Genomic DNA, 25,985 nt, shown 5'->3' on the forward strand with positions numbered 1-25,985 from the left:
AACTCGTCCCAGGGTTGGCTATGTCACAGCAGCACTGTCACGATCGCGGCCCCACGAGGGGCGATCGGCGTCCGGTCAGGGCCGGACCACCCGCTCCAGGACCCGCCCGACGACCAGGTAGGCGATCGCGCCGAGCCCCCAGTTGGCCAGCGCGTTCTTGGTCTCCGCGTCGCCGCCCTCGAACTTGAAGATGCCGTTGCCCCGGGAGAACACCTCGACGTCGACGACGTCCGCTGCGTCGAGCACGAGCTTGACCAGCGCGTTGTCACGGTTGGCGTCCAGGGCGATGCAGAGGGCACCCACCGCGAGGATCAGCGCGCACAGCACCGCGAGCAGCCACACGACCTGGGCGGCCCGCACTCGCAGGCCGGTCCCCCGGCGTGCCGTCATCGCCTTGCGCTCCGCCACGAGCCGCTCACCTGCCCTCGAACTGTGCCTTGCCCGGTCCGTTCTCGACGAAGGATCGCATACCGATGGTCCGGTCCTCGGTCGCGAACAGTGCGGCGAACTGCTGCCGCTCGATCTCTAGGCCGGTCTCGAGGTCGACCTCGAGCCCCCGGTCGATGCTCTCCTTCGCCGCCCGCAACGCGTACGACGCCGCCCCGGCGAACTGGCGCGCCCAGGCGAGCGCCTCGTCGAACACCGAGGCCGCCGGGAACAGCCGGTCGACCAGGCCGATGGCCAGCGCCTCGTCGGCCTTGACGAAGCGCCCGGTGAACACGATGTCCTTCGCCTTGCTCGGGCCGACCAGGCGGGTCAGCCGCTGGGTGCCGCCGGCGCCGGGGATGATGCCGAGCAGCACCTCGGGCTGGCCGAGCACCGCGTCGTCGGCCGCGAACCGGACGTCGGCGCACAGCGCGAGCTCGCAGCCGCCGCCGAGCGCGTAGCCGGTGATCGCGGCGACGACCGGCTTCGGGATCCGGGCCACCGCCGTCAGCGCGGACTGGAGCGGTCCCGAGCGCTTGACCATGTCGGTGTAGGACATGTCGGCCATCTCCTTGATGTCCGCGCCCGCCGCGAACACCCGCTCGCCGCCGTACACGATCACGGCCTTCACGTCGTCGCGCTCGGCGGCCTCGGTCGCCGCGGCGCGGATCTCCTCCTGCACCTGCACGTTGAGGGCGTTCATCTTCGGCCGATCGAGCCGAATCGTGCCGACACCGTCGGCCACCTCCAGCCGCACGAACTCACCCATGTCCTCGAACCCGCCTCTCTTCTTCGTGAACAGACCCCCGGCATTGTGCACCGTCAGGAACAATGGCGCGGTGACCCCTGGACTCTGGCGCAACCGTGGTGAGCGGGCACCGGTGTGGCCGGGGAGCAACCACCCGATGGGATCGACCTGGTCCCCCGAGGCGACGAACTTCGCGGTCCACGCCCCGCGCGCGACCGCGGCGTGGGTGTGCCTGTTCGACGACGAGGGTGGCGAGCAGCGGCACCGGCTGACCGAGCAGGAGCTCGGCATCTGGCACGGCGCGATCCCGGGCGTGGCGCCCGGCACCCGCTACGGCTACCGGATCGCCGGACCGTGGGATCCGGCCCAGGGACTCCGGTTCAACCCCAACAAGCTGCTGCTCGACCCGTTCGCCCGGGCGATCTCCGGCGGGCTGACCCTCGACCCCGCGATCTACGGCTACGACCAGGACGACCCGACCCGGCGCAGCGACGCCGACTCCGCGCCGTACGTCCCGATGGGGGTCGTGGTCGCCGACGACGGCTTCGACTGGGGCGACGACGCGCCGCCGCGGCACCGCTGGCGCGACTCGGCGATCTACGAGATGCACGTCAAGGGCATGACCAAGCTGCACGACCGGGTGCCCGAGGAGCTGCGCGGCACGTACGCCGGGCTCGCGACGCCGGCGGTCGTCGACTACCTCAAGGACCTCGGCATCACCGCGGTCGAGCTGCTGCCCATCCACCAGTTCGTGTCCGAGACCGCGCTGCTCGAGCGGGGGCTGGTGAACTACTGGGGCTACAACTCGATCGGGTTCTTCGCCCCGCACAACGCGTACTCGTCCGCCGGCGACCGCGGCCAGCAGATCACCGAGTTCAAGGCGATGGTGAAGGCCTTCCACGCCGCCGGCCTCGAGGTGATCCTCGACGTCGTCTACAACCACACCGCCGAGGCCGGCACCATCGGGCCGACGCTGTCCTTCCGCGGCCTCGACGACCGCGGCTTCTACTGCCGCAACGGCAGCGACCACCCCGGCGAGCCCTTCGACGACACCTACTGGGACGTCACCGGCTGCGGCAACACCGTCGACGCCTCCAACCCGTACGCCCTGCGGCTGATCCTCGACTCGCTGCGCTACTGGGTGACCGAGATGCACGTCGACGGCTTCCGCTTCGACCTGATGTCCGCGCTGACCCGGGTGCACCACCGCATCGACATGGGGTGCCACCTGCTCACCGCGATCGGCCAGGACCCGGTGCTGCGGCACGTCAAGCTGGTCGCCGAGCCGTGGGACGCGTCGATGGACGGCTACCGGGTCGGCGAGTTCCCGCCCCCGTGGGTGGAGTGGAACGACCAGTACCGCGACGAGATCCGCGACTTCTGGCGCAACCACACCTCGAGCATCCGCGGCGTCGCCACCCGCCTGGCGGGGTCGTCCGACCTCTACCTCGACGACGGGCGCTCGCCGTACGCCTCGATCAACTTCGTCACCGCCCACGACGGCTTCACGATGCGCGACCTGGTGACCTACGAGCACAAGCGCAACGAGGCGAACGGCGAGGACAACCGCGACGGCACCGACAACAACCGGTCGTGGAACCACGGCCTGGAGGGCGAGAGCCACGACCCCGCGCTGCTGGCCGTGCGGCGGCGGCAGGTCGCGAACATGATGGCGACGCTCTGCCTCTCGAACGGCGTGCCGATGATCACCGCGGGAGACGAGCGCGGCCGCACCCAGCGCGGCAACAACAACGCCTACGCCCAGGACAACGAGACCTCGTGGATCGACTGGCGCCCCGACGACGCGTGGCTCGACGTCTACGAGATCACCAAGACCGCGCTGCGGCTGCGCCGCGAGCACCCGGCGCTGCGCCAGCGGCACTGGTTCGAGGGCCGCCCGACGATCCGCGGCGGACCGAAGGACCTGGCCTGGCTGCACCCGTCGGGCCGCGAGATGACCGGCGACGACTGGCACGACCCGACGCTGCGCGCGGTCGGGATGTTCGTGTCGGGAGCACCGCTGCGCTCCCCCGGCCCCCGCGGCGAGCAGCAGGTCGACAAGACGTTCGTGCTGTGGTTCAACTCCGACTGGCTCCCCCAGCGGGTGACGCTCCCCGAGAACGACTGGGTGCAAGCCGGCGAGGTGGTCCTCTCCACCGACTTCAAGCTCCCGGTCGGCACCCCGGTCAAGGCCGGGGACCGGCTCTCCATCGGCCGCCGCACGGTGGTGGTGTTCCGCGAGACCTGACGTTGAGTCGGGACTTCCACACGTTACGTCACGGGAGGGCGACCAGGCCGAGCTCGGCCGGGGAGGCGAGCACGTTGTTGCGCGGGACGATCCGGACGGTGTAACCGAAGGCGCCGGAGTGGTCGAGGACCACGTCGCCGTCGAACCGGTGCCGGCCGCCCTCGTAGGACTCCACGACGTGCAGCGAGTCGATGACGGTGTCGACCAGGACGTCCTCGCCGTTGGTGTTGCCGTGCAGCAGCTGCACGTCGACGTCGTCGGGCGTGAGCGAGCCGAGGGCGACGAAGGCCCGCACACTCATCTGGTCGCCGACCTCGGGGGCGTCGCTGACGCCGCTGCTCTCGACGTGGTCCACGCGGACGTCGGGCCAGCCGGCCTTGACCTTCTTCTTCCAGGCCGCGAGCTCCGCCGCGCCGTGGTAGTCGGAGTTGAGGCGGTGCGCCGTGACGCTGGCGGGCGCGTAGAGCTGGCGCATGTAGTCGCGGACCATCCGGGTCGCGAGGACCTTCGGGCCGAGCGACTTCAGCGTGTGCCGGGTCATCTCGAGCCAGCGGGTCGGCACGCCCTCGCCGTCCACGTCGTAGAAGCGCGGGGCGACGTCGTTCTCGATGAGGTCGTAGAGCGCCGCGGCCTCGAGGTCGTCACGGTGGTCGGTGTCCTCGACGCCGTCGGCGGTCGGGATCGCCCAGCCGTTGTTGCCGTCGTACCACTCGTCCCACCAGCCGTCGAGCACCGAGAGGTTCAGGCCGCCGTTGAGCGCGGCCTTCATGCCGGAGGTGCCGCACGCCTCGTAGGGGCGCAGCGGGTTGTTCAGCCAGACGTCGCAGCCGGGGTAGAGCGGCTTGGCCATGGCGATGTCGTAGTTCGGCAGGAACACGATCCGGTGGCGGATCTCGGGGTCGTCGGAGAGCTTGACGATGTCCTGGATCAGCTTCTTGCCGCCGTCGTCGGCCGGGTGCGCCTTGCCCGCGATCACCAGCTGGATCGGGCGCTCGGGGTGCAGCAGCAGCGCCTTGAGCCGCTCCGGGTCGCGCATCATCAGCGTGAGGCGCTTGTACGACGCCGCGCGCCGGGCGAACCCGATCGTCAGGACGTCGGGGTCCAGCACGTTGTCGATCCAGCTGAGCTCGGCCTTCGCCGCGCCGCGCTTCTCCCATGAGCGGCGCAGCCGCTTGCGGGCGTCGACGACGAGGCGCTCGCGCAGCATGCGCTTGACCGCCCAGATCTCGGTGCCGGGGACCTTGTCGGCCGCGGCCCAGAACCCGGTCGTGTCGTCGGACTCGGGGTCGGCGCCCTGGGCGATCGCGAGCTCGATGACCTCGCGGGCCACCCAGCTCGGCGCGTGCACGCCGTTGGTGATCGACCCGATCGGCACCTCGGCCTCGTCGAAGGCCGGCCACAGCCCGCTGAACATCCCGCGGCTGACGTGGCCGTGCAGCTCGGAGACGCCGTTGGCGCGCTGCGCGAGCCGGAAGCCCATCACCGCCATGTTGAAGACCGCCGGGTCGCCGCCCTCGTAGTCCTCGGTGCCGAGCGCGAGGATGCGCTCGACCGGGACGCCGGGCGTCGGGCCGCCGTCGCTGAAGTACTGCTCGACGAGCGTGAGTGGGAAGCGGTCGATGCCCGCGGGCACCGGGGTGTGGGTGGTGAACACGGTCGAGGCGCGGCTGACCTCGAGCGCTGTGTCGAGGTCGAGCTTGGGGCCGCCCTCGGCGACGGTGAGCTCGCGGATCCGCTCCAGGCCGAGGAAGCCGGCGTGGCCCTCGTTGGTGTGGAAGACCTCGGGGGCGGGGTGGCCGGTGATGCGGGAGAAGGCCCGCAGCGCGCGTACGCCGCCGACGCCGAGCAGCAGCTCCTGGCGCAGCCGGTGCTCGCTGTTGCCGCCGTACAGACGGTCGGTCACGTCGCGGTAGTGGTCGGGGTTGCCCTCGACGTCGGTGTCGAGCATCAGCAGCGGCACCCGGCCGACGCTGGCCACCCAGATGCGGGCCAGCAGCTCGGGGCCGTCGGGCAGCGCGACGCTGATCATCGCGCGGTCACCGTTCTCCTCGCGCAGCAGCGAGATCGGCAGGCCGTCGGGGTCGAGGACCGGGTAGGCCTCCTGCTGCCAGCCCTCCCGGGACAGCGACTGCTTGAAGTAGCCGTGCCGGTAGAGCAGGCCGACGCCGATGATCGGCACGCCGAGGTCGCTGGCCGCCTTGAGGTGGTCGCCGGCGAGGATGCCCAGGCCGCCGGAGTACTGCGGCAACACCGAGGTGATGCCGAACTCGGGAGAGAAGTAGCCGATCGCCTTCGGGCCCTGCTCGCCGCTGGCGAGCCGGCGCTGGTACCACCGGTCGCCGGTGAGGTACCGCTCGAGGTCCGCGCGTGCGGCGCCCAGTCGCGCCAGGAAGTCCTGGTCGGTCGCCAGCTCCTCCAGCCGGCGCCGGCCGACGGCACCCAGCAGCCTGACCGGGTCGCGGCCGGTGGACTCCCACAGGACCGGGTCGACGGACTCGAAGACGTCCTGGGACGCCGGGTCCCAGGACCACCTCAGGTTGCCGGCCAGGTCACCCAACGGGGTGAGGGCCGAGGGCAGGACGGGACGGACGGTGAATCGACGGATCGCACGCACCCGGCGACGGTACAGCCTCGAGGTTGGAACGATCAAAGAATGGCGAGAACGTTGTCGTGCGGTCCTCGTCACTGTCCGCGAGAACGCCGTCCACATAACGAACCCTCCCGTCCGGCGTTGACCGGAGCATGACCCGCTCACCCCTGCGCCGCGGTCGGTACCGCACCGCCTCGCTGGCCCTCCTGACCGCCACCCTGGTCCCCGGGCTCGCGCAGCTGCCCGCCCTCGCCGCGAGCCCCACGACGGCCCGCGCCACCGCCCCCACCGGCGACGACGCCACCCACCCGCTGGGCAGCCTGGGCGACCCGGTCGCCGGCCTCAGCGACCTCGACGCGCGGGGCAGCGTGCTGCCCTCCGCCGCGCAGCGCTCCGCCGCGGCGCGGCTCGGTGCGGTCGACCTGCGCTGGAACCAGTTCGGTACGCCGGCCTCGATCCTGCCCGCCGACGGGGTGCTGGCCCGGGCCACCTCGAGCGACCCTGAGACCGCCGCCCGGGCCTGGCTCAGCGACCACGCCGCGGTGTTCGGGATGACCCGGGCCGCGGTCGCGGACCTCGAGCTCGTCAACGACCAGCGCCTCGCGCAGAGCGACGCGCACGCCGTGCTGCTCCGCCAGCGCTTCGGCGACCTGGACCCGGCGCTGGCGAGCATGGTGACCGTCGGTGTCGCCAACGGCGAGATCGCCTACGTCTCCTCCTCCATCGTCAAGGCCACGGGCGCCGCGCCGACCGCGACGCTGAGCCCGGTCCAGGCCTGGACCAAGGCCGCCGCCAACATCGGCCGCACGCTCGCGGGCGGCGTCCTCGACAAGATCACCTCGCGGGTCGCCGACGGATGGACGCACCTGTCCGTGCCCGGCTATCCCCAGGACCAGCTGGTCCGGCTGCGTGCCCTCGCGCTGGCCGATGGCTCGGTGCGCCCGGTGTTCGAGACCAACGTGCTCGACGTCCAGAAGGGCTCCGCGTTCGCCTACACCGTGATGGTCGACGGCGTCACCGGCGCCGTCCTGCACCGGCAGAACCAGGCCGAGAACAGCAGCGACGCGTTCCAGTTCCAGGGGGAGGTCACCGCGACCGAGTGCGGCCCGAAGCACGAGTTCGAGCTGGCCGACGCCAAGACCAAGCAGATCGTCGCGGTCGCCGCGGCGGCCAACACGCTCAACGACATCGAGATCAAGATCTTCGACCCGGCCGGCCAGCTCCTCGTCACCGGCGACCTGGGCACCAGCCCCGAGACCGCGACGTACTCCGCCGACGCGATCCCTGTCGGGGTCTACACGATGCGGGTCTGCCCCTTCGCCGACCCGACCGTGCCGTTCCTGCCCCCGGGCAACTACGTCGCGAGCGTGACCACCAGCGACACGGCCGGCCCGTCGACCGGCGACGTGGGGTTCTCCCCGAAGTGGCGGTACTTCACCGCGAACCCCTCGCTGGACTACTCCACGACCACGACCCCGAAGAACTCGGTGATCGGCTGCTGGGTGGCCGGCGAGGGCTGCACCTCACCGACCGGGCCGTTCCGCAACGTCGCCGCACCGGGTCCCTGGGACTCGGTGGCCTCGACCGGAGTCGGCTCGATGACCACCGTCGGCAACAACGCCAACACCCACGAGGCCTGGGTCAGCCCCCTGACCCCGGGCGGTACGGCGCAGGCGCCGATCTCGCCCACCCGCGAGTACACCACCGAGTTCACCGACGCGTGGAACAACTCCGGCTGCGACCCGACCCAGCTGACCCCCGGTGGCAACGACATCGACGCGACCGTGACCAACCTGTTCGTCGCGCACAACCGGATGCACGACTACTCGTACTATCTGGGCTTCACCGAGGACAACTACAACATGCAGCTCGACAACCTCGGCCGCGGCGGCGTCCCCGGTGACCAGGAGGTCGGCAATGCCCAGGCCGGCGCGTTGACCGGCGGGCAGCCGTCGTACCTCGGCCGCGACAACGCCAACCAGATCACGCTCCAGGACGGCGTTCCTGGCATCACCAACCAGTACCTCTTCCAGCCGATCGCCGGCGCGTTCTACTCCCCTTGCGTCGACGGCGGCCTGGACATGGGCATCGTCGGCCACGAGTACACCCACGCGATCAGCAACCGCATGGTCGCCGGCCCCGACGAGGGCCTCACCTCCGAGCAGGGCGGCGCGATGGGCGAGTCCTGGAGCGACCTGACGGCCGGTGAGTACATGTTCAGCCACGGCTACGCCAACGGCGGCAACCCGTGGGCGGTCGGGGTCTACGCCACCGGCAACGAGTCGGTCGCGATCCGCGACTACGCGATCAACAAGAACCCGCTCAACTACTCCGACTACGGGTTCGACAGCACCGGCAACGAGGTGCACGCGGACGGCGAGATCTGGAACGGCACCCAGTGGGAGGTCCGCCAGGCTCTGGTGAACAAGTGGAACAAGCAGTTCCCGTACACCAACAAGGCTCTCCAGCTGCGCTGTGCGCAGGCGACCGCGACCGGCAGCCGGCTGCCGGCCAGCCACTGCCCCGGCAACCGCCGCTGGATCCAGTTGGTCTTCGACTCCTTCCTGTTGCAGCAGGGTGCGACCTCGATGCTGGACGCCCGCGACGCGATGCTCGCGGCCGACCGGATGCGCTTCGGCGGCAAGGACCTGAAGGTGATGTGGGACGCGTTCGCCAGGCGTGGCATGGGCGAGGGCGCCTCGGTGCCGAACGCCGACTCCGGCGACACCGCCCCGAGCTTCGCGTCGCCGAAGTCCACGAACGGGCGCGTGACGTTCCGCAGCAACCGCTCCGGCAGGTTCTACGTCGGGCACTACGAGGCCCGGGCCACCCCGGTCGCCGACACCACCGCGGCCGGCGGGCTCAAGAACACCGCCCGGTTCGTCCCCGGTCGCTACGAGATGCTCTTCGTCTCCCAGGCCGGTGGCTTCAAGCGGTTCACGATGACGGTGAAGGCCGGCACGCAGCAGGTCACCGTCCGGGCCCCGCAGAACCTGGCGGCGAAGAGGAACGGCGCCCGACTGCTCGGCGCGAGCGACGGGTCGCTGAACGCGTCGGCCCTGCTCGACGGCACCGAGCGGACCGCGTGGGGCGGGGTGTCCGCCACGAACGTCGACGAGTCCCGCCCGTACGTCGCGGTCGACCTCGCCGGCGGCGTCCACACGGTGCGCCGGGTCCAGGTGAGCGCGATGCTCAACCCGGCGCCGGCCGACCCGAACGAGCTGCCGTTCGCGGCCGACCCCGACCCCGACTCGGGCTCGCGGTTCACCGCGCTGCGGCAGTTCGCGCTCGAGGCGTGCGTCAGCGGCTGCGGCACCGCCAAGGCGGTCTGGAAGCGCTTCTACACCTCCCCCGCCAACGCGTTCCCGGCCGTGCGCCCCCGCCCGGTCGCCCCGAACCTGACGCTGCGCACGTTCAAGGTCCCCGCGACCAAGGCGGCCGCGATCCGGCTCGTGGTGCTCGAGAACCAGTGCACCGGCTTCGCCGGGTACGCCGGGGAGCAGGACAACGACCCGATCAACGACACCGACTGCAAGGCCGGGTCCGACCGCGGCACGATCGTGCACGCCGCCGAGCTGCAGGTGTACTGAGCGAGCGAGCAGCGGCGTGCGACGCAGGAGCACGGCGCGTCGTGAGCGAAGGTTGAGCAAGCGAGCAGCGGCGTGCGACGCAGGAGCACGGCGCGTCGTGAGCGAAGGTTGAGCAAGCGAGCAGCGGCGTGCGACGCAGGAGCACGGCGCGTCGTGAGCGAAGGTTGAGCAAGCGACGCGACTGAGGAACGAAGTCGCGCGAGCGCGTCGAAGCCCAGTGACCCAAGGCAGGGCGGTGACCCCGGTCACCGCCCTGCGTTGCTTTCCGGTGGTTTCGAGGCTCAGGCGCTAGCGCGCCTTCGCACCTCAACCACCGGTCGAGGCCTGGCGCTGGCGCGCCTTCGCACCTCAACCACCGGTCGAGGCCTGGCGCTGGCGCGCCTTCGCACCTCAACCACCGGTCGAGGCCTGGCGCCAGCGCGCCTTCGCACCTCCACCACCGGTCGAGGCCTGGCGCCAGCGCGCCTTCGCACCTCCACCACCGGTCGAGGCCTGGCGCTAGCGCGCCTTCGCACCTCAACCACCGGTCGAGGCCTGGCGGTGGTTGAGGTGCGAGCGCAGCGAGCCTCGAAACCACCCGCGTTTTCCACGACCCCAGCGGGGTACGGCGTCCAGGGCGGCACTTCCGGTGCCGCATCTGCCCGCATCCTCGCTAGGTTGGAGATCATGGTCGGACGCATCCCCGTCATGAACGTCACTCCTATCGTCGACCTCGGCCGACAGCCCGCGAAGGCAACCGTCGGCGAACCCTTTCCGGTGACCGCCACCGTCTTCCGCGAGGGGCACGACCAGCTGGCCGCCGAGGTGGTGCTGACCGGGCCGGACGGCCGCCGCCGCCCGCCGGTGCGGATGACCCCGCACGACACGATCCCGGACCGCTACGAGGCCTGGGTGACCCCGGACGCCGGGGGCGCCTGGGGGTTCGAGGTCGTCGCCTGGTCGGACCCGCTGGCCACCTGGCAGCACGACGCGGCCCTGAAGATCCCGGCCGGGGTCGACGTCGACCTGATGTTCCTCGAGGCCCGGATCCTCCTCGACAAGGTCGTGGCGTCGCTCGACCCGCGGGACCCGTCCGCGGCCGACGCCGCCCAGGTCCTCCAGGGCGCGATCGACGCCGCCACCGACGCGAAGCGGCCCGCGGCCGCCCGGCTGGCCGTGCTCGAGGCGCCGGACGTCACGGGCGTGCTCGCGAGCCACCCGATCCGCGAGCTGGTCACGGTCGAGGGGCCCTACCCGGCGTACGCCGACCGCCCCAAGGCGCTGGCCAGCAGCTGGTACGAGTTCTTCCCCCGCTCCGAGGGCGCCACCAGGGACGCCACGACCGGCAAGGTCACCAGCGGGAGCTTCAAGACCGCCGCCAAGCGGCTCGACGCGGTGGCCGCGATGGGCTTCGACGTCATCTACCTCCCGCCGATCCATCCGATCGGCGAGGTCAACCGCAAGGGGCCGAACAACACCCTCGACCCGGGGCCGGACGACACCGGCTCGCCGTGGGCGATCGGCTCCAAGCACGGCGGGCACGACGCGATCCACCCCGACCTCGGCACGTTCGACGACTTCGACGCGTTCGTGGCGCGGGCCGGCTCCCTCGGCCTCGAGGTGGCGCTCGACCTCGCGCTCCAGGCCGCGCCCGACCACCCGTGGGTCACCTCCCACCCCGAGTGGTTCACCACCCGCGCCGACGGCACGATCGCGTACGCCGAGAACCCGCCCAAGAAGTACCAGGACATCTACCCGATCAACTTCGACAACGACCCGACCGGCATCTGCCAGGAGGTGCTGCGGATCGTCCGGCTCTGGATGTCGCACGGGGTGCGGATCTTCCGGGTCGACAACCCCCACACCAAGCCGGTCGCGTTCTGGGAGTGGCTGCTCAAGGAGGTCCGCCGCACCGACCCCGACGTGCTGTTCCTGGCCGAGGCGTTCACCCGTCCGGCGATGATGCGGGCGCTCGGGGCGATCGGCTTCCACCAGTCCTACACGTACTTCACCTGGCGCAACGCGAAGTGGGAGATCGAGGAGTACCTCCGCGAGCTGTCCCACGAGTCCGACCACCTGATGCGGCCGAACTTCTTCGTGAACACCCCCGACATCCTCCATGCCTACCTGCAGTACGGCGGCCCCAACGCATTCAAGATCCGCGCCGCGATCGCCGCGGCCGGGTCGCCCAGCTGGGGCGTCTACGCCGGCTACGAGCTCTTCGAGCACGTGGCGGTCCGGCCCGGGAGCGAGGAGTACCTCGACTCGGAGAAGTACCAGATCCGGATCCGCGACTGGGACGCCGCCGAGCGGGACAACCGCACGCTCGCGCCGTACCTGACCCGTCTCAACGAGATCCGCCGCCAGCACCCTGCCCTGCAGCTGCTGCGCAACGTCACGATCCACTGGAGCGACGACGAGAACATCCTGGTGTTCTCCAAGAGCGCCACGCTCCCCGACGGTCAGCGCGACATCGTGATCGTCGTCGTCAACGTCGACCCGCACGGCGCCCGCGAGACCACCGTGCACCTCGACCTTGCCGCCCTCGGCCTCACGGCGGGCGACAGCTTCGTGGTCCACGACGAGATCACCGGCGAGGACTGGAGCTGGGGCGAGCACAACTACGTGCGGCTCGACCCGTTCCACGAGCCGGCCCACATCCTCAGCGTCAGGAGGCCCCGGTGACCGAAGCCGTCCCCGGCACCACACCCGACCACACCCCCGACAACCCGTCCGACAGCACGCCCGAGTGGTTCAAGACCGCGGTCTTCTACGAGGTCCTGGTCCGCGCCTTCCGCGACTCCAACGCCGACGGCACCGGCGACTTCCGCGGGCTGGTGGAGAAGCTCGACTACCTCCAGTGGCTCGGGGTCGACTGCCTCTGGATCCCGCCGTTCTTCCCCAGCCCGCTGCGTGACGACGGGTACGACGTCGCCGACTACACCGGCGTGCACCCCGAGATCGGCACCATCGACGACTTCCGGTTCTTCCTCGACCAGGCCCACCAGCGCGGGCTGCGCGTGATCATCGACTTCGTCATGAACCACACCAGCGACCAGCACCCGTGGTTCCAGGCCTCGCGCTCCGACCCGGACGGCCCCTACGGCGACTTCTACGTCTGGTCCGACTCCGACGAGCTCTACCAGGAGGCGCGGATCATCTTCGTCGACACCGAGCCGTCGAACTGGACCTGGGACCCGGTCCGCCAGCAGTACTTCTGGCACCGGTTCTTCTCCCACCAGCCGGACCTCAACTTCGACAACCCGGCGGTCCACGACGCGATCATCGACGCGATCCGCTTCTGGATGGACATGGGCATGGACGGCTTCCGGCTCGACGCCGTCCCCTACCTCTACGAACGGCCCGGCACCAACGGCGAGAACCTCCCCGAGACCCACGACTTCCTCAAGAAGGTCCGCAAGGTCGTCGACGACGAGTACCCCGGGCGGGTGCTGCTCTGCGAGGCCAACCAGTGGCCCGAGGACGTCGTGGAGTACTTCGGCGACTTCGAGGTCGGCGGCGACGAGTGCCACATGGCGTTCCACTTCCCGGTGATGCCGCGCATCTTCATGTCGGTACGTCGCGAGTCCCGCTTTCCGATCTCGGAGATCCTCGAGCAGACCCCGCCGATCCCGGACAGCTGCCAGTGGGGCATCTTCCTGCGCAACCACGACGAGCTCACGCTCGAGATGGTCACCGACGAGGACCGCGACTACATGTGGGGCGAGTACGCCAAGGACCCCCGCATGAAGGCGAACATCGGGATCCGCCGGCGACTCGCCCCGCTGCTCGACAACGACACCAACCAGATCGAGCTGTTCAACGCGCTGCTGCTGTCGCTGCCGGGCTCGCCAGTCCTCTACTACGGCGACGAGATCGGCATGGGCGACAACATCTGGCTCGGCGACCGCGACGGGGTCCGCACCCCGATGCAGTGGACGGCCGACCGCAACGCCGGCTTCTCCTCGGCCACGCCGGGCAAGCTCGACCGCCCGATCATCCAGGACCCGGTGTTCGGCTACCAGTCGGTGAACGTCGAGGCCCAACTGGAGAACACCTCGTCCCTGCTGCACTGGACGCGACGGATGATCCACACCCGCCGCAACCATCCGGCGTTCGGGCTCGGGACCTTCTACGACCTCGGCGGGTCCAACTCCACGGTGCTCTCCTACGTGCGCGAGCACGTCGCCGAGGACGGCACCGAGGACATCATCCTGTGCGTCAACAACCTCTCGCGGTTCCCCCAGCCGGTGGAGCTCGACCTGCGCCGGTTCGAGGGCCGGCGTCCGGTGGAGCTGCTCGGCCGGGTGCCGTTCCCCGAGATCGGCGAGCTGCCCTACCTGCTGACCCTGGCGGGCTACGGGTTCTACTGGTTCCGACTGACCGCCCCCGAGACCACCGAGGAGGGGCAGCTGCTGTGAGCCCCGACGACGACGTGACACCCGCCGAGCCGACCGTGCCCGGCACCCCCGGCGCGGCTCCCGCGCCCATCGAGGTCCAGGGTCCCGACGTGTTCGCCCGCTACCTGGAGCGAACCCGCTGGTTCGGCGGCAAGGGCCGGCCCTTCGAGGTGGCCTCCGTACGCCGGATCGGCGAGGTGCCCCGCGACGACGGGGCGGAGGGCCCCCGCGTCGTGATCGACCTCGTCGAGGTCGCCTACGGCGACGGGCCGGGCGGCTCGGAGGTCTACCAGGTCCCGATGTCGTTCTACACCGAGCCCGAGGCGCGCCTGGACCACGCGTTCATCGGCTGGTGGGAGGAGCCCGGTCAGGGCTGGGTGCACGCCTACGACGCCCTCCACGACCGCGAGGCGATGGACAGCTGGCTACGCGCGTTCGACCGTGCGGCCCGCGAGCCGGGCGGCAACCTCAGCGACGAGGACAGCGGGCTGCGCTTCCACCGGCTGCCCGGCCACGACCTCGACCTGACCGCGCACTCCGCGTTGTTCTCAGGCGAGCAGTCCAACTCCTCGGTCGCGTACGGCGAGGACTGCCTGATGAAGGTGTTCCGCAAGATCACGCCGGGGGTCAACCCCGACATCAGCGTCCACGAGGTGCTCACCAAGGCGGGCTCCGACCACATCGCGGCGCTCTACGGCTGGCTCGACTGGGTCGACTGGGAGGCCGACCCCGACGCCGAGGAGCGCTCGGGGACCACGATGCAGCTCGCGATGCTCCAGCAGTTCCTGCGCACCGCCAGCGACGGGTGGGACCTGGCGCTCACCAGCGCCCGCAACCTGTTCGCGGAGGGTGACCTGCACGCCCACGAGGCCGGCGGCGACTTCGCCGCCGAGGCCGCCCGCCTCGGCGAGGCGCTGCGCGAGGTCCACGACGACCTGGCCGCGCACTTCCCGGTCGAGCATCGCGGGCCGGAGGCGATCGCGGAGCTCGCGGACGCGATGCTGGCGCGGCTCGACGCCGCCCTCGGCGTGGTGCCCGAGCTGGCCGAACACGCCGACGCGCTGCGAGCGGCGTACGCCCGTCTGCGCACCCTCGACGACCTCGAGGTGCAGCAGGTCCACGGCGACCTGCACCTGGGGCAGACGCTGCGCACCAGCCTGGGCTGGAAGATCGTCGACTTCGAGGGTGAGCCGGCCAAGCCGCTGGCCGAGCGGCTGCGGCCCGACTCCGTGTGGCGCGACGTCGCCGGCATGCTCCGCTCCTTCGACTACGTGCCGCACGTGGTCGAGCGGCAGTTCGCCGAGGACCAGCCCGAGGGCGCCAGCCAGCGCGCGTACCGCGCCGAGGAGTGGGCGCACCGCAACCGCAACCACTTCCTCGCCGCGTACGCCGGCGGCGAGCTCACCGACGCGCAGCAGGTCCTGCTGGACGCCTACGTCGCCGACAAGGCGGTGTACGAGACCGTGTACGAGACACGCAACCGTCCGACCTGGGTGGCCATCCCACTCGAGGCCGTGGCGAGGATCGGAGCGGCATGACCCTCAAGAAGACCAAGAAGAGCCAGACCTCCACCCCCGCGCCCGCACCGGCCGCGAGCCCGTCCCCGGCGGTGACGCCGGCGGTCCAGCCGGTCTCGACGGCAGAGCTGCACCAGATCGCCCACGGCGAGCACGGCAACCCCCACGGGGTGCTCGGCCCGCACCCCCACGACGGCGCGGTGACCGTGCGGGTGCTCCGCCCGCTGGCCACCCGCGTGGTCGTGCGGTGGAGCGACGGCTCCGGCACCTCGGGTGAGGCCGAGCTCAGCCACGAACACGAGGGCGTGTGGGCCGGGGTGATCCCGCTGCCGGACGTCCCCGACTACCGCGTCGCGGTCAGCTACGGCTCCGACGAGATCGTGGTCGACGACCCCTACCGCTTCCTGCCGACGCTCGGCGAGATGGACCTCCACCTGATCAACGAGGGCCGCCACGAGCTGCTGTGGCAGGTCCTCGGGGCCCGGGTGCACCACTACCCCAGTGCCCTCGGCGAGATCACGGGCACCTCGTTCGCGGTGTGGGCGCCCTCGGCGCGCGCGATCCGGGTCAAGGCCGACTTCAACAGCTGGGACGGCCGGGAGCACCCGATGCGCCAGCTCGGCACGTCCGGCGTGTGGGAGCTGTTCGTGCCCGGCGTGGGCGCGGGCACGGCGTACAAGTACGTGATCCTCGGCCCCGACGGGCAGTGGCGTGAGAAGGCCGACCCGATGGCGCAGTGGGCCGAGCGGCCCGCGGACACCGCCTCGAAGGTCTTCGAGTCCGGCTACTCCTGGGGCGACGACGCGTGGCTCGAGCAGCGCGCCACCCGGCAGCCGGTCGCGTCGCCGATGAGCGTCTACGAGATGCACCTGGCGTCGTGGAAGAAGCACCCCGACGGCCGGTACTGGTCCTGGGCCGAGCTGGCCGACGAGCTGCCGGCGTACGTCGCCGGGCTGGGCTTCACGCACGTCGAGCTGATGCCGGTGATGCAGCACCCGTTCGGCGGCTCGTGGGGCTACCACGTGACGTCGTACTTCGCCCCGGACGCACGCTTCGGCGACCCCGACGGCTTCCGTCTGCTGGTCGACCGGCTGCACCAGGCCGGGGTCGGCGTGATCCTCGACTGGGTGCCCGGGCACTTCGCGACCGACGAGTGGGCGCTGGCCCGCTTCGACGGCACGCCGCTCTACGAGGACCCCAACCCGCAGCGCGGCTGGCACAAGGAGTGGGGCTCCCACATCTTCAACTTCGGGCGCCGCGAGGTCCGCAACTTCCTCTACGCGAACGCGCTGTACTGGCTCGAGGAGTTCCACGCCGACGGGCTGCGGGTCGACGGCGTCGCCTCGATGCTCTACCTCGACTACGCGCGCGAGGAGGGCGAGTGGTCGCCGAACATCCACGGCGGGCACGAGAACCTCGAGGCCGTGCAGTTCCTGCAGGAGATGAACGCCACCGTCTACAAGCGGGTCCCGGGCATCACCACGATCGCCGAGGAGTCCACCTCGTGGCCGGGCGTCACCAAGCCGACGGCGTACGACGGCCTGGGCTTCGGCTTCAAGTGGAACATGGGCTGGATGCACGACTCGCTCGACTACATGGCCCACGAGCCGGTGCACCGCGCCTACCACCACGGCGAGATGACGTTCTCGTTGGTCTACGCCTGGTCGGAGAACTTCGTGCTCCCGATCAGCCACGACGAGGTCGTGCACGGCAAGGGCTCGCTGCTGCGCAAGATGCCGGGCGACCGGTGGCAGCAGCTGGCGAACCTGCGCGCCTACCTGGGGTTCATGTGGGCCCACCCCGGCAAGCAGCTGCTGTTCATGGGCGCCGAGCTGGGCCAGGAGTCGGAGTGGGCCGAGTCCCGCGAGCTCGACTGGTGGCTGCTCGACCACCCCGAGCACCGGGGCGTGCAGTCGCTGGTGCGCGACCTGAACACGGCGTACGTCGACTCGCCTGCCCTGTGGATGCGCGACCACGAGCCGGAGGGCTTCCAGTGGATCGACGCCAACGACGCGGGCCGCAACGTCTTCTCGTTCATCCGTCGCGGCGGTGACGCCGACCTGGTCTGTGTCTCGAACTTCGCCGCGGTCCCGCACGAGGGCTACCGGCTCGGGCTGCCCGCAGCGGGTGAGTGGGACGAGGTGCTCAACACCGACGCCGACCTCTACTCCGGCTCCGGGGTGGGCAACTTCGGCGCGGTCACCGCGGTCGAGGGCGAGTGGTCGGGTCAGCCGGCACACGCCACGATCGTGGTGCCGCCGCTGGCGACGGTGTGGTTCCGCAAGCGGTGACGCTCGGCGGTCGAGCTTGTCGAGACACTAATCTGACCTCGTGACCGAGCAGCCGACCTCCGTGACCACCGTCGCGGAGGGGATCGCCCGGATCACGTGGGCGCCCGACCAGCCGGTCGACGTGGTGCGCCACGAGGTGGCCGCCGCGCTGACCGCGCATGCCCGGGTCGAGGCGCTGGTCGACCCCGACGACGAGGCGGCCCAGCGGATCGCGACCTGGTCGGGGCTGCGCCGCGAGGGCGTGATGCGCGGGGTGACCGTCGACGGGCGCACCGTGGACCGGATCGTCTACGCCCGGCTCGCCACCGACGTACCCGTGCACGAGCCCGAGGGCTTCCGCGCGCTGCTCAACTCGTTCCTGCCGCGCAAGCGGGCGATCAGCCAGATGCTGATCCGCGACCGCGACGAGCGGGTGCTGCTGTGCCAGCTCACCTACAAGCAGGACTGGGACCTGCCCGGCGGGGTCGTCGAGGTCGGCGAGTCGCCGCAGCTCGCCGTCGCCCGCGAGGTCGAGGAGGAGCTCGGGCTGCGCATCGAGCCCGGGCCGCTGCTGCTCACCGACTGGCTGCCGCCGTGGAGCGGCTGGGACGACGCGCTGTGCCTGGTCTTCGACGGCGGCGCCCACGACGCGGCCATCACCGACTCGATCGTGCGCCAGACCCGGGAGATCCGGGCCGCGGAGTTCTGCACCCCCGAGCAGGCGCGCGACCGGTGCGCCGACTTCACCGCACGGCGGGTCTCCTCCGCGCTCGCCAACCTCGATGCGTCCGGTCCGTCGTACACCGAGTCCGGCGGGGTCTGAGGACTCCCGCCCTTCGCGTGACGGGCGAGACGGACGCCCCCCCGCATCCGCGACCCCGCCAACTGTTGTCGTTTGGTCACCAACGGCGTTCGTCAGGGGCGGATCACTGTCGTTGGTGACCAAACGACAGCGATCGGGAGACGGACCACCTTGATCACCGTGCAACACTGATTACATGATTACATCAGATCAGAACAAGCGGGTGAGTGGCTGGTTCGCCGGCCGGCTCCCCCAGGAGTGGCAGAGCGCGCCGGCCGGGGTGACGGTGGACCGCGAGGAGATCACGGTGGTGCTGACCATCCCCGACGTCGAGCTCGCCGAGCCGAGCGAGATCGCGCTCGCCGAGGCGCGGGCGGGACGAGCGTCGGCGTTCCGCGAGGAGACCCGGGAGCGGCGGATGGAGATCGCCCGCGAGGCCCAGCACCGCTTCGAGCGCAAGGTGTCGTGGGGTGTGGTCGTCGGCGAGCACCGCGAGCTGTGGACCCACGTCGCGGCGCCGGTCATGACCCGGCTGCGCCAGCCCCAGCGGCTGGTGCTCGACACCCTCGTCGACGCCGGGGTGGCCCGGTCACGGTCGGACGCACTCGCCTGGTGCGTCCGCCTCGTCGGCCAGCACGAGGGTGACTGGCTGGCCGAGCTCCGGCAGGCCATGGACGCGGTCGCCGACGTCCGCGCGCAGGGACCCACCGCCTGACCGTCCCCCCGACGGACGCAGCGCCACGAGCACGCCGAGGATCAGCACCGCTCCCCCGGCGAGCTCGGCGGCGTTCGGCCGCTCGTCGAGCAGCAGCCAGGCCGACGTCATCGCGACGACCGGCGCGAGCAGCACCCACGGCACGACCGCGGACGGCGGGTTGCGGGCGAGCAGCGTGTTGAACACGCCGTACCCCACCAGCGAGGCGAGCCCCGCCGTGTAGAGCGTCGACAGCCCGGCCTGCCACGACAGTGAGACCAGCGCGTCGCCGACGACCGCCGGGCCGTCAATCGCCATCGCCAGCGCGAGCAGCGGGACGGGTACGACGAGCGCCGACCACACGGTGAGCGACAGGCCGCCGCGCACGCCCGACGCGCGGGAGACCACGTTGCCGATCCCCCACGACAGGGCGCCGCTCAGGCACAGCGCGAGTGCCGCCACGGTCACGTGCCCACCGCGGCCGGCGCCGACCACCACGAGCCCGGCCGAGCCCAGCAGCACGCCCGCGGCCTGGGCGCGGGTCGGCAGCTCGTGCAGCACCCCTGCGGCGATCAGCACCGTGAAGATCACCTGCGCCTGCAGCACCAAGGCAGCCAGGCCGGGCGGCATCCCGGCCGCCATCGAGGCGTACAGGAAGCCGAACTGCCCCAGCGACATGAAGACCCCGACCGCCGCCACCACCCGCCACGGGGCGTCGGGCCGGCCGACGAACAACACCGCCGGCACCACGACCACGGTGAACCGCACGGCCGCGAACACCAGCGGCGGCACGCCGTCCATGCCCCAGTCGATCACCACGAAGTTGAAGCCCCAGATGGTCGCGACGAGGGCGGCCAGCAGGGAGTCGCGTCGGTTCACCCGGCCAGCCAACCCGAGGCAGACCATGAAGCACCAGCGACGTGTCATACATCGATCCATGTAGCTTGGCTACATGATCGACCTGATCGCCCTCACCAGCCTCCGCGCCGTCGCCGCCGAGGGGTCCGTGGTGGCGGCCGCCGACTCCCTCGGCTTCACGCCCAGCGCCGTGTCCCAGCAGGTCAAGCGGCTGGAGCGGCAGACCGGCGTACCGCTGCTCGAGCGGGTCGGACGCGGCGTGATGCTCACCGACCACGGCCGCCAGCTCGTCGACGCCGGCGCCCGCCTCCTCGCCGACCTCGAGGAGGTCGAGGCCGGACTGCACCGCCGCGCCGGCACCGTCGCCGGGCACCTGCGGCTGACCGCGTTCTCCACCGCGATGCGCGGGCTGGTCGCACCCATCGTGCGCGACCTGAGTGCCGCCCACCCCGACCTCACCGTCGCCCTCACCGAGCGCGAGCCCTGGGACACCGTCGACCTGGTCGCCTCGGGCCAGAGCGACTTCGGCCTGGTGCACCGCTGGGGCGACCTGTCGCTCGCGATCCCCGACCACCTGGAGGCCAGGGTGGTCGCGCACGACGTGGCCGACGTGATCGTCCCCGCCGGCCACCACCTCGCCGGCCGCGACCGCCTCAGCCCCCGCGACCTGCTCGACGAGGGCTGGATCGCCACGCCCGAGAGCACGATCTGCCGGCAGTGGCTGAACCGGATGTACGACGGCACCGGGCGGGTTCCCCGCATCGTGCACACCGCCATGGAGTTCGAGTCCCACCTCGCGCTGGTGCGCGCCGGCCTCGGCATCGCCCTCGTGCCGCGGCTCGGGCGCGCGCCGCTGGGCGACCGGCTGGTCGCCGTACCTGCCCACGACCCGGTGCCGACCCGCGACGTGATCGCGGTGCACCGGCGCAGCATGGCGCAGTCACCGGCGGTGCGGGCCCTGCTCGACGCGCTCGAGAGCTGAGGAAGGCTAGAGCTCGAGCAGCAGGAAGGTCCGGTCGTCGAAGGTCTCCGCACCCGGGGCGAGCGCCTTGGTGCCGGCATGCCGCCCGATCCGCAGCGGGTCCGCCTCGATGTCCGCGAACAACGCGCGCTCGCTCTCCTGCCAGGTCTCGGCGAGCACGGGGTAGCCGTCCGAGGCCAGGCAGAGGCTCCGGGCGCCGGCCGGGACGTCGACGACCGCGAGGTGCCGGCGCGGGACGGGACGTCCGTCGAGGCAGGAGTAGAAGTAGGGGCCGTCGGCGTCGACGTTGCGCAACTCCGCCTCGCCGACCAGCAGGTCGTGCACCGCCCGGCGACCGGGATCGTCCCGACGCAGCTCGTCCACGGACCGGCCCGCCGCCAGTGCCGCCTGCGTGACTGCCCGGCGCGCCTCGGTCACCACGGACTCGAACCGGTGGTCGTAGAACCTCGCCGCCCCGTCGACGCCGACCCAGCCGTCGCCGACCACCACGACCCGGCGGGCGGTGAGCGAGAAGACCACGGCCGCCGCCGAGGGACGCTGCGCGCCCTGGTGGGCGGCGGTCGTCTCCGTGAGCCGCTCCACCATCGCGAGCGGCTCCAGGTCGGCAGCGGCCGCCTCGACGGCACGCACCAGGTCGTCGACCAGCGCGACCGTGGCCGCCGTGGTCACGTCCAGGTCCGTCCCGCGCGGGGTCACACCGTCGAAGACCGCGGCCCAGCCGTCGGTGACCACCCAGCGGTCGAGGTTGGGCCCCCTCCCGTTGCCCCGCGAGAACCCGGTGACGAGCCTCATCGAGGATCTAGAAGAGGGCCGACGCGAGGTTCTGGCGGGCCTTGAGCACCCGCGGGTCGTCGTTGCCGACCGCACCGAACAGCCCGAGCAGGTGCTCGCGCGCCGCGTTGCGCTCGTCACCGGCGGTACGCCGGACCAGGTCGATCAGCCGGTTGAAGGCGTCCTCCACGTGGCCGCCGAGCATGTCGAGGTCGGCGACCATCGTCTGCGCGTCGACGTCGTCGGGGCTGGCAGCGGCGGCGGCCCGGGCCTCGGCCAGGTCCACGCCCTGGGTCCGCTGGAGCAGCTTGGCCATGGCCAGACCAGCGGCCGCCTCGGCGTCGGCGGGGTTGGCGTCGACGAGCCGCTGGTACTCCGCGACCGCCCCGTCGATGTCCCCGGCGCCCAACGCCTCCTGGGCGGCGGCGTAGCGCGGGTCGACGGCCGGCTCGTCGGTCTCCTCGCCCTCGGCCGGTGCGGCGTGCCGCGGCTGGTGCCGCCCGGCGACCCCGTTGACCGTGAGCTGCTGCATGACCTGGGTCAGTGCGGCGCGCAGCTCCTCGAGCGGCAGCACGTCCTGGAACAGCGGGGCGGGCCGGCCGTCGAGCACCGCGACCACCAGCGGCACCGACGGGATCTGCATCGCCTGCGCGATCGCCGGCACCTGGTCGATGTCGACCAGCCCGGCGAGGAACCGGCCCTCGAACTCGCCCGACAGCGTCTCCAGGTCGCGGGCGAGCTGGGCGCTCTCCGGCATCCGGGAGGGCGAGTAGAACACCAGGAGCACCGGGGCCGTCGTGGAGGCCTCGATGGTCGCCTGGAAGTTCTGCTCGCTGACCTGCACGGCGTACGACGAGCCACCGGCGGTGGCCCCCGCCGGCGCTCCAGGTACCGGCGGGGCCGCCGGGCTCTTGAGTCCCGAGAGGTCGATCGCTCCCGGGCGGGAGAACGGCTGCTGCGTCATGCGGGGCCCCCGCGGAATCGTGGGCTGGAGGAGCGAAGCGGGGGAAGCACGCGACTTCGTGGGGTGCTCATGGGCCCCATCCTAGGGAGGGGCGGGGCATCCACTCACACGCGGCTCAGGCGAGGCCCAGGGCCACGGCCTCCTCGCGCAGCTCCTCGCGGACGCTCGGGTGGGCGGCGTGCTCGATGATCTGGCGCGCCTGCTCCCGCTGGTCGTTGCCGAACACCGTGGCGAGGCCCTGCTCGGTGACGATCGCGCTCATCTGGAAGGACGTGATCGGCTCGTCGACCATCGGGACGACCGTGGAGCAGTTGGCCTTCGGGTGCCACGAGCGGAGGGCGAGGAACGCCTGGCCGCCTGCGCTGTGCATGGCGCCGACGATGAAGTCGGTCTGGCCGCCGAAGCCCGAGTGGATGCGGGCGTTGATGCGCGAGGCGTTGGCCTGGCCGAACAGGTCGACCTGGAGCGCGGTGTTCACGCTGACCATCTTGGGGTTGCGGGCGATCCGGCCCGGGTCGTTGGTGACCTCGGTGCGCACCATCTCCACGCGCTCGTTGCCGTCCACCCACTCGAGCAGCTCGGGCGAGCCGAACAGGAACGACGCGGAGATCGGGATGTTGCGGTCGAGGGCGCCGATCTTCTCCAGGGCGAGCACGCTGTCGGAGAACATCTCGGTCCACACCCGCAGGCCGCTGCGACTGGTGAGGCCGTGCATGGTGGCGTCCGGGACGGCGCCGATGCCGGCCTGGAGCGTCGAGCCGTCCGAGACCCGCTCGGCGACCAGCTGGCCGATCCGGGCCGAGGTCTCGTCGATGGCGCTGACAGGTGCGGTCGGCATCGGCTCGTCCGCGTCGATCAGCACGTCGATCTGGTCGAGGTCGACCAGCGCGTCGCCGAAGGTCCACGGCATGTTGTGGTTGACCTGGGCGATCACGAGGCCGCCGTTGCGCCGGGTGGCCTCGATCGCGGCGGGCAGGACATTGACCTCCACGCCGAGCGACACCTTGCCGTCTCTCGGGGGCGTCGTGTGGATGACGACCGCGTCCGGCGGGAGCTGCTTGCCGAACAGCGAGGGCACCATCGACAGCCGCGACGGCACGTAGCTCAGCCGGGGACTCTTGCGCTGGCCGGGGCCGACGAAGGACGTCTCGAGGACCACGCCCTCGCGGTCGGGCAGCTGCGGCTGGCCGTTCAGCGCCCAGAGGCGGTACTCGTCCAGGGCGTCGTCGACCAGCTTGACCGTGTGCCACGGCGTGGCGTGGTTGCCGGTCACGACGACGCGGGGGTTGGCGGGCAGGGACGCGAGTGCCTGAGCGAGATCCACGAGGACGATTCCACCAGACCCCACCACCCCCCACCCGGGCCGGAAGTCCCCTGGGTGCGGGCCGACGGTCTTGGGACGTTCGGCGGCTACCGACGGGTAGCGGTTGGGACCTCGGAACCGGCCGACTCAGAACCGGGCGGGCTCGCGGTACTCCCCCCATTCGGCGCGGAGCGCGTCGCAGATCTCGCCGAGCGTCGCCTCGACCCGGACGGCGTCGAGCATCGGCTCGATGAGGTTGTCGTCCGCACGGGCGGCGTCGACCATCCGGGCGAGCGCGGCGCGCACCGCGGCGTCGTCGCGGCCCTGCCGGCGGGCGTCGAGCTCGCGGACCTGGTCGACCTCGACCTCGTGGGAGACCCGCAGGATCTCCAGGTCGTGGGTGACCGACTCCTCGTGACAGTTGACGCCGACGACCCGCTTGTCGCCCTTCTCGAGCGCGGTCTGGTACTGGAACGCGGCCTCGGCGATCTCGGACATGAACCAGCCGTCCTCGATGCCGCGCAGCAGGCCCCGGGTGACCGGGTGCTCACCGCGACGCACCGCCTCGGCCAGGTCGGCGGGTCGGTCCGAGGTCAGCGGCGAGCCGCCCATCGCGAGGATCTTGTCGAAGATCGCGGTCGCCTCGGCCTCGAGCCGGTCGGTGAGCTCCTCGACGTACCAGGAGCCGCCCAACGGGTCTGCGACGTTGACGACGCCGGTCTCCTCCATGATCACCTGCTGGGTGCGCAGCGCGATCTCGGCGGCCTGCTCGCTGGGCAGAGCCAGTGTCTCGTCGAGTGCGTTGGTGTGCAGCGAGTTGGTGCCGCCCAGCACGGCGGAGAGCGCCTCGATGCCGGTGCGGACGACGTTGTTGTAGGGCTGCTGCGCGGTCAGCGAGACGCCCGCGGTCTGGGTGTGGAAGCGCAGCCACTGCGCCTTCTCGGTGGTCGCGCCGTAGACATCGCGCATCCAGCGGGCCCAGATGCGGCGGGCCGCGCGGAACTTCGCGATCTCCTCGAAGAAGTCGACGTGGGCGTCGAAGAAGAACGACAGCCCGGGTGCGAACACGTCGACGTCGAGCCCGCGGGACAGCCCGAGCTCGACGTACCCGAACCCGTCGGCGAGCGTGAACGCCAGCTCCTGCGCGGCCGTCGAGCCCGCCTCGCGGATGTGGTACCCCGACACCGAGAGCGGCTTGTACGCCGGAATCTTCTCGGTGCAGTACTCCATCAGGTCGCCGATCAGCTTCAGGTGCGGCTCAGGCCCGAAGATCCACTCCTTCTGGGCGATGTACTCCTTGAAGATGTCGGTCTGCAGCGTGCCGTTGAGCTTGGTCGTGTCGACGCCCGCCCGCTCCGCGGCGACGATCATCATGCAGAAGATCGGGACAGCGGGGCCGCTGATCGTCATCGACGTCGTCACGTCGCCGAGGTCGATGCCGTCGAAGAGGATCTCCATGTCGGCGGCCGAGTCGATCGCGACACCGCAGTGGCCGACCTCGCCCAGCGAGCGCGGGTCGTCGGAGTCGCGGCCCATCAGCGTCGGCATGTCGAAGGCCACGCTGAGGCCGCCGCCGCCGCGGCCGAGGATCATCCGGTAGCGCTCGTTGGTCTGGCGGGCGTTGCCGAAGCCCGCGAACTGCCGGATCGTCCAGGTGCGCCCACGGTAGCCGGTCGGGTACAGCCCACGCGTGTAGGGGAACTCGCCGGGCCACTCCGAGTCGTCGGTGCCGTACGCCGGCGCCACCTCCAGTCCGCTCAGCGTGGTGAAGTCGGCCGTGCGGACCCGCGAGGCGTCGTAGCGGGCCTGCCAGCGGGTGCGTGCGCTCTCGGTCATACGTCAG

Annotated in this window: 16 protein-coding genes and 1 pseudogene; 9 read left to right on the forward strand and 8 right to left on the reverse strand. The window is 71.3% G+C overall.

Annotated features, from left to right (window positions below; genetic code table 11):
* Window positions 1–75 precede the first annotated feature (75 nt).
* Together QQZ14_RS06460 and QQZ14_RS06465 are read right to left on the reverse strand one after the other, a co-directional pair.
* A complete protein-coding gene (locus QQZ14_RS06460; RefSeq protein ID WP_284533404.1) occupies window positions 76–408 on the reverse strand; it encodes a hypothetical protein in 333 nt (110 codons plus the stop codon).
* 7 nt (window positions 409–415) lie between these two features.
* Window positions 416–1,195, reverse strand: coding sequence for an enoyl-CoA hydratase/isomerase family protein (locus QQZ14_RS06465; RefSeq protein WP_284533405.1), 780 nt, complete (start codon window positions 1,193–1,195; stop codon window positions 416–418).
* 112 nt (window positions 1,196–1,307) lie between these two features.
* Here QQZ14_RS06465 and glgX point away from each other — a divergent pair, with 112 nt between their 5' ends.
* Window positions 1,308–3,422, forward strand: coding sequence for a glycogen debranching protein GlgX (gene glgX, locus QQZ14_RS06470; protein ID WP_284533497.1), 2,115 nt, complete (start codon window positions 1,308–1,310; stop codon window positions 3,420–3,422).
* 28 nt (window positions 3,423–3,450) lie between these two features.
* Here the strand turns inward: glgX and glgP are convergent, their stop codons facing one another.
* Entirely contained in the window at window positions 3,451–6,036 is a 2,586-nt protein-coding gene (glgP, locus tag QQZ14_RS06475) for an alpha-glucan family phosphorylase (RefSeq protein ID WP_284533406.1), read from the reverse strand.
* A 128-nt stretch (window positions 6,037–6,164) separates the two neighbouring features.
* On the opposite strand from glgP, the gene QQZ14_RS06480 reads away from it, so the two are divergent.
* The 7 genes from QQZ14_RS06480 to QQZ14_RS06510 all read left to right on the forward strand — a co-directional run bounded on the left by QQZ14_RS06480 (window position 6,165) and on the right by QQZ14_RS06510 (window position 19,285).
* Complete coding sequence (locus QQZ14_RS06480) at window positions 6,165–9,602, forward strand: M36 family metallopeptidase (RefSeq protein WP_284533407.1); 3,438 nt, start codon at window positions 6,165–6,167, stop codon at window positions 9,600–9,602.
* 666 nt (window positions 9,603–10,268) lie between these two features.
* Window positions 10,269–12,266: an alpha-1,4-glucan--maltose-1-phosphate maltosyltransferase gene (locus QQZ14_RS06485; RefSeq protein ID WP_284533408.1), complete on the forward strand. Its 1,998-nt coding sequence runs from the start codon at window positions 10,269–10,271 to the stop codon at window positions 12,264–12,266.
* Window positions 12,263–14,002, forward strand: coding sequence for a maltose alpha-D-glucosyltransferase (gene treS, locus QQZ14_RS06490; RefSeq protein WP_284533409.1), 1,740 nt, complete (start codon window positions 12,263–12,265; stop codon window positions 14,000–14,002). The genes QQZ14_RS06485 and treS overlap by 4 nt, the downstream gene beginning before the upstream one ends.
* Complete coding sequence (locus QQZ14_RS06495) at window positions 13,999–15,519, forward strand: maltokinase N-terminal cap-like domain-containing protein (protein ID WP_284533410.1); 1,521 nt, start codon at window positions 13,999–14,001, stop codon at window positions 15,517–15,519. The genes treS and QQZ14_RS06495 overlap by 4 nt, the downstream gene beginning before the upstream one ends.
* Window positions 15,516–17,789, forward strand: a complete 2,274-nt coding sequence (gene glgB, locus QQZ14_RS06500; protein ID WP_284533411.1) for a 1,4-alpha-glucan branching protein GlgB — start codon at window positions 15,516–15,518, stop codon at window positions 17,787–17,789. Before QQZ14_RS06495 ends, glgB begins: the two co-directional genes overlap by 4 nt.
* 40 nt (window positions 17,790–17,829) lie before the next feature.
* Window positions 17,830–18,591, forward strand: coding sequence for an NUDIX hydrolase (locus tag QQZ14_RS06505; protein WP_284533412.1), 762 nt, complete (start codon window positions 17,830–17,832; stop codon window positions 18,589–18,591).
* Between the two features lie 175 nt (window positions 18,592–18,766).
* The gene (locus QQZ14_RS06510; RefSeq protein ID WP_284533413.1) at window positions 18,767–19,285 is read left to right on the forward strand and encodes a hypothetical protein; all 519 of its coding nucleotides are present in this window, start codon (window positions 18,767–18,769) and stop codon (window positions 19,283–19,285) included.
* A 30-nt stretch (window positions 19,286–19,315) separates the two neighbouring features.
* Here QQZ14_RS06510 and QQZ14_RS06515 read toward each other — a convergent pair.
* Window positions 19,316–20,203 (reverse strand): annotated as a pseudogene (locus tag QQZ14_RS06515) (EamA family transporter); the annotation flags it as partial.
* 13 nt (window positions 20,204–20,216) lie between these two features.
* Here QQZ14_RS06515 and QQZ14_RS06520 point away from each other — a divergent pair.
* A complete protein-coding gene (locus QQZ14_RS06520; protein ID WP_284533414.1) occupies window positions 20,217–21,104 on the forward strand; it encodes a LysR family transcriptional regulator in 888 nt (295 codons plus the stop codon).
* Between the two features lie 6 nt (window positions 21,105–21,110).
* On the opposite strand, the gene QQZ14_RS06525 is transcribed toward QQZ14_RS06520, so the two are convergent.
* The 4 genes from QQZ14_RS06525 to QQZ14_RS06540 all read right to left on the reverse strand — a co-directional run bounded on the left by QQZ14_RS06525 (window position 21,111) and on the right by QQZ14_RS06540 (window position 25,978).
* Window positions 21,111–21,896, reverse strand: coding sequence for a hypothetical protein (locus tag QQZ14_RS06525; protein ID WP_284533415.1), 786 nt, complete (start codon window positions 21,894–21,896; stop codon window positions 21,111–21,113).
* Window positions 21,897–21,903: 7 nt separating this feature from the next.
* Complete coding sequence (locus tag QQZ14_RS06530) at window positions 21,904–22,839, reverse strand: co-chaperone YbbN (RefSeq protein WP_284533416.1); 936 nt, start codon at window positions 22,837–22,839, stop codon at window positions 21,904–21,906.
* Window positions 22,840–22,954: 115 nt separating this feature from the next.
* Entirely contained in the window at window positions 22,955–24,163 is a 1,209-nt protein-coding gene (locus QQZ14_RS06535) for an acetyl-CoA hydrolase/transferase family protein (protein WP_284533417.1), read from the reverse strand.
* Window positions 24,164–24,289: 126 nt separating this feature from the next.
* On the reverse strand, window positions 24,290–25,978 hold the full coding sequence (locus QQZ14_RS06540; RefSeq protein ID WP_284533418.1) for an acyl-CoA mutase large subunit family protein: 1,689 nt from the start codon (window positions 25,976–25,978) through the stop codon (window positions 24,290–24,292).
* Window positions 25,979–25,985 lie beyond the last annotated feature (7 nt).

Source organism: Nocardioides sp. T2.26MG-1, from assembly GCF_950101795.1.
Taxonomy (GTDB): domain Bacteria; phylum Actinomycetota; class Actinomycetes; order Propionibacteriales; family Nocardioidaceae; genus Nocardioides.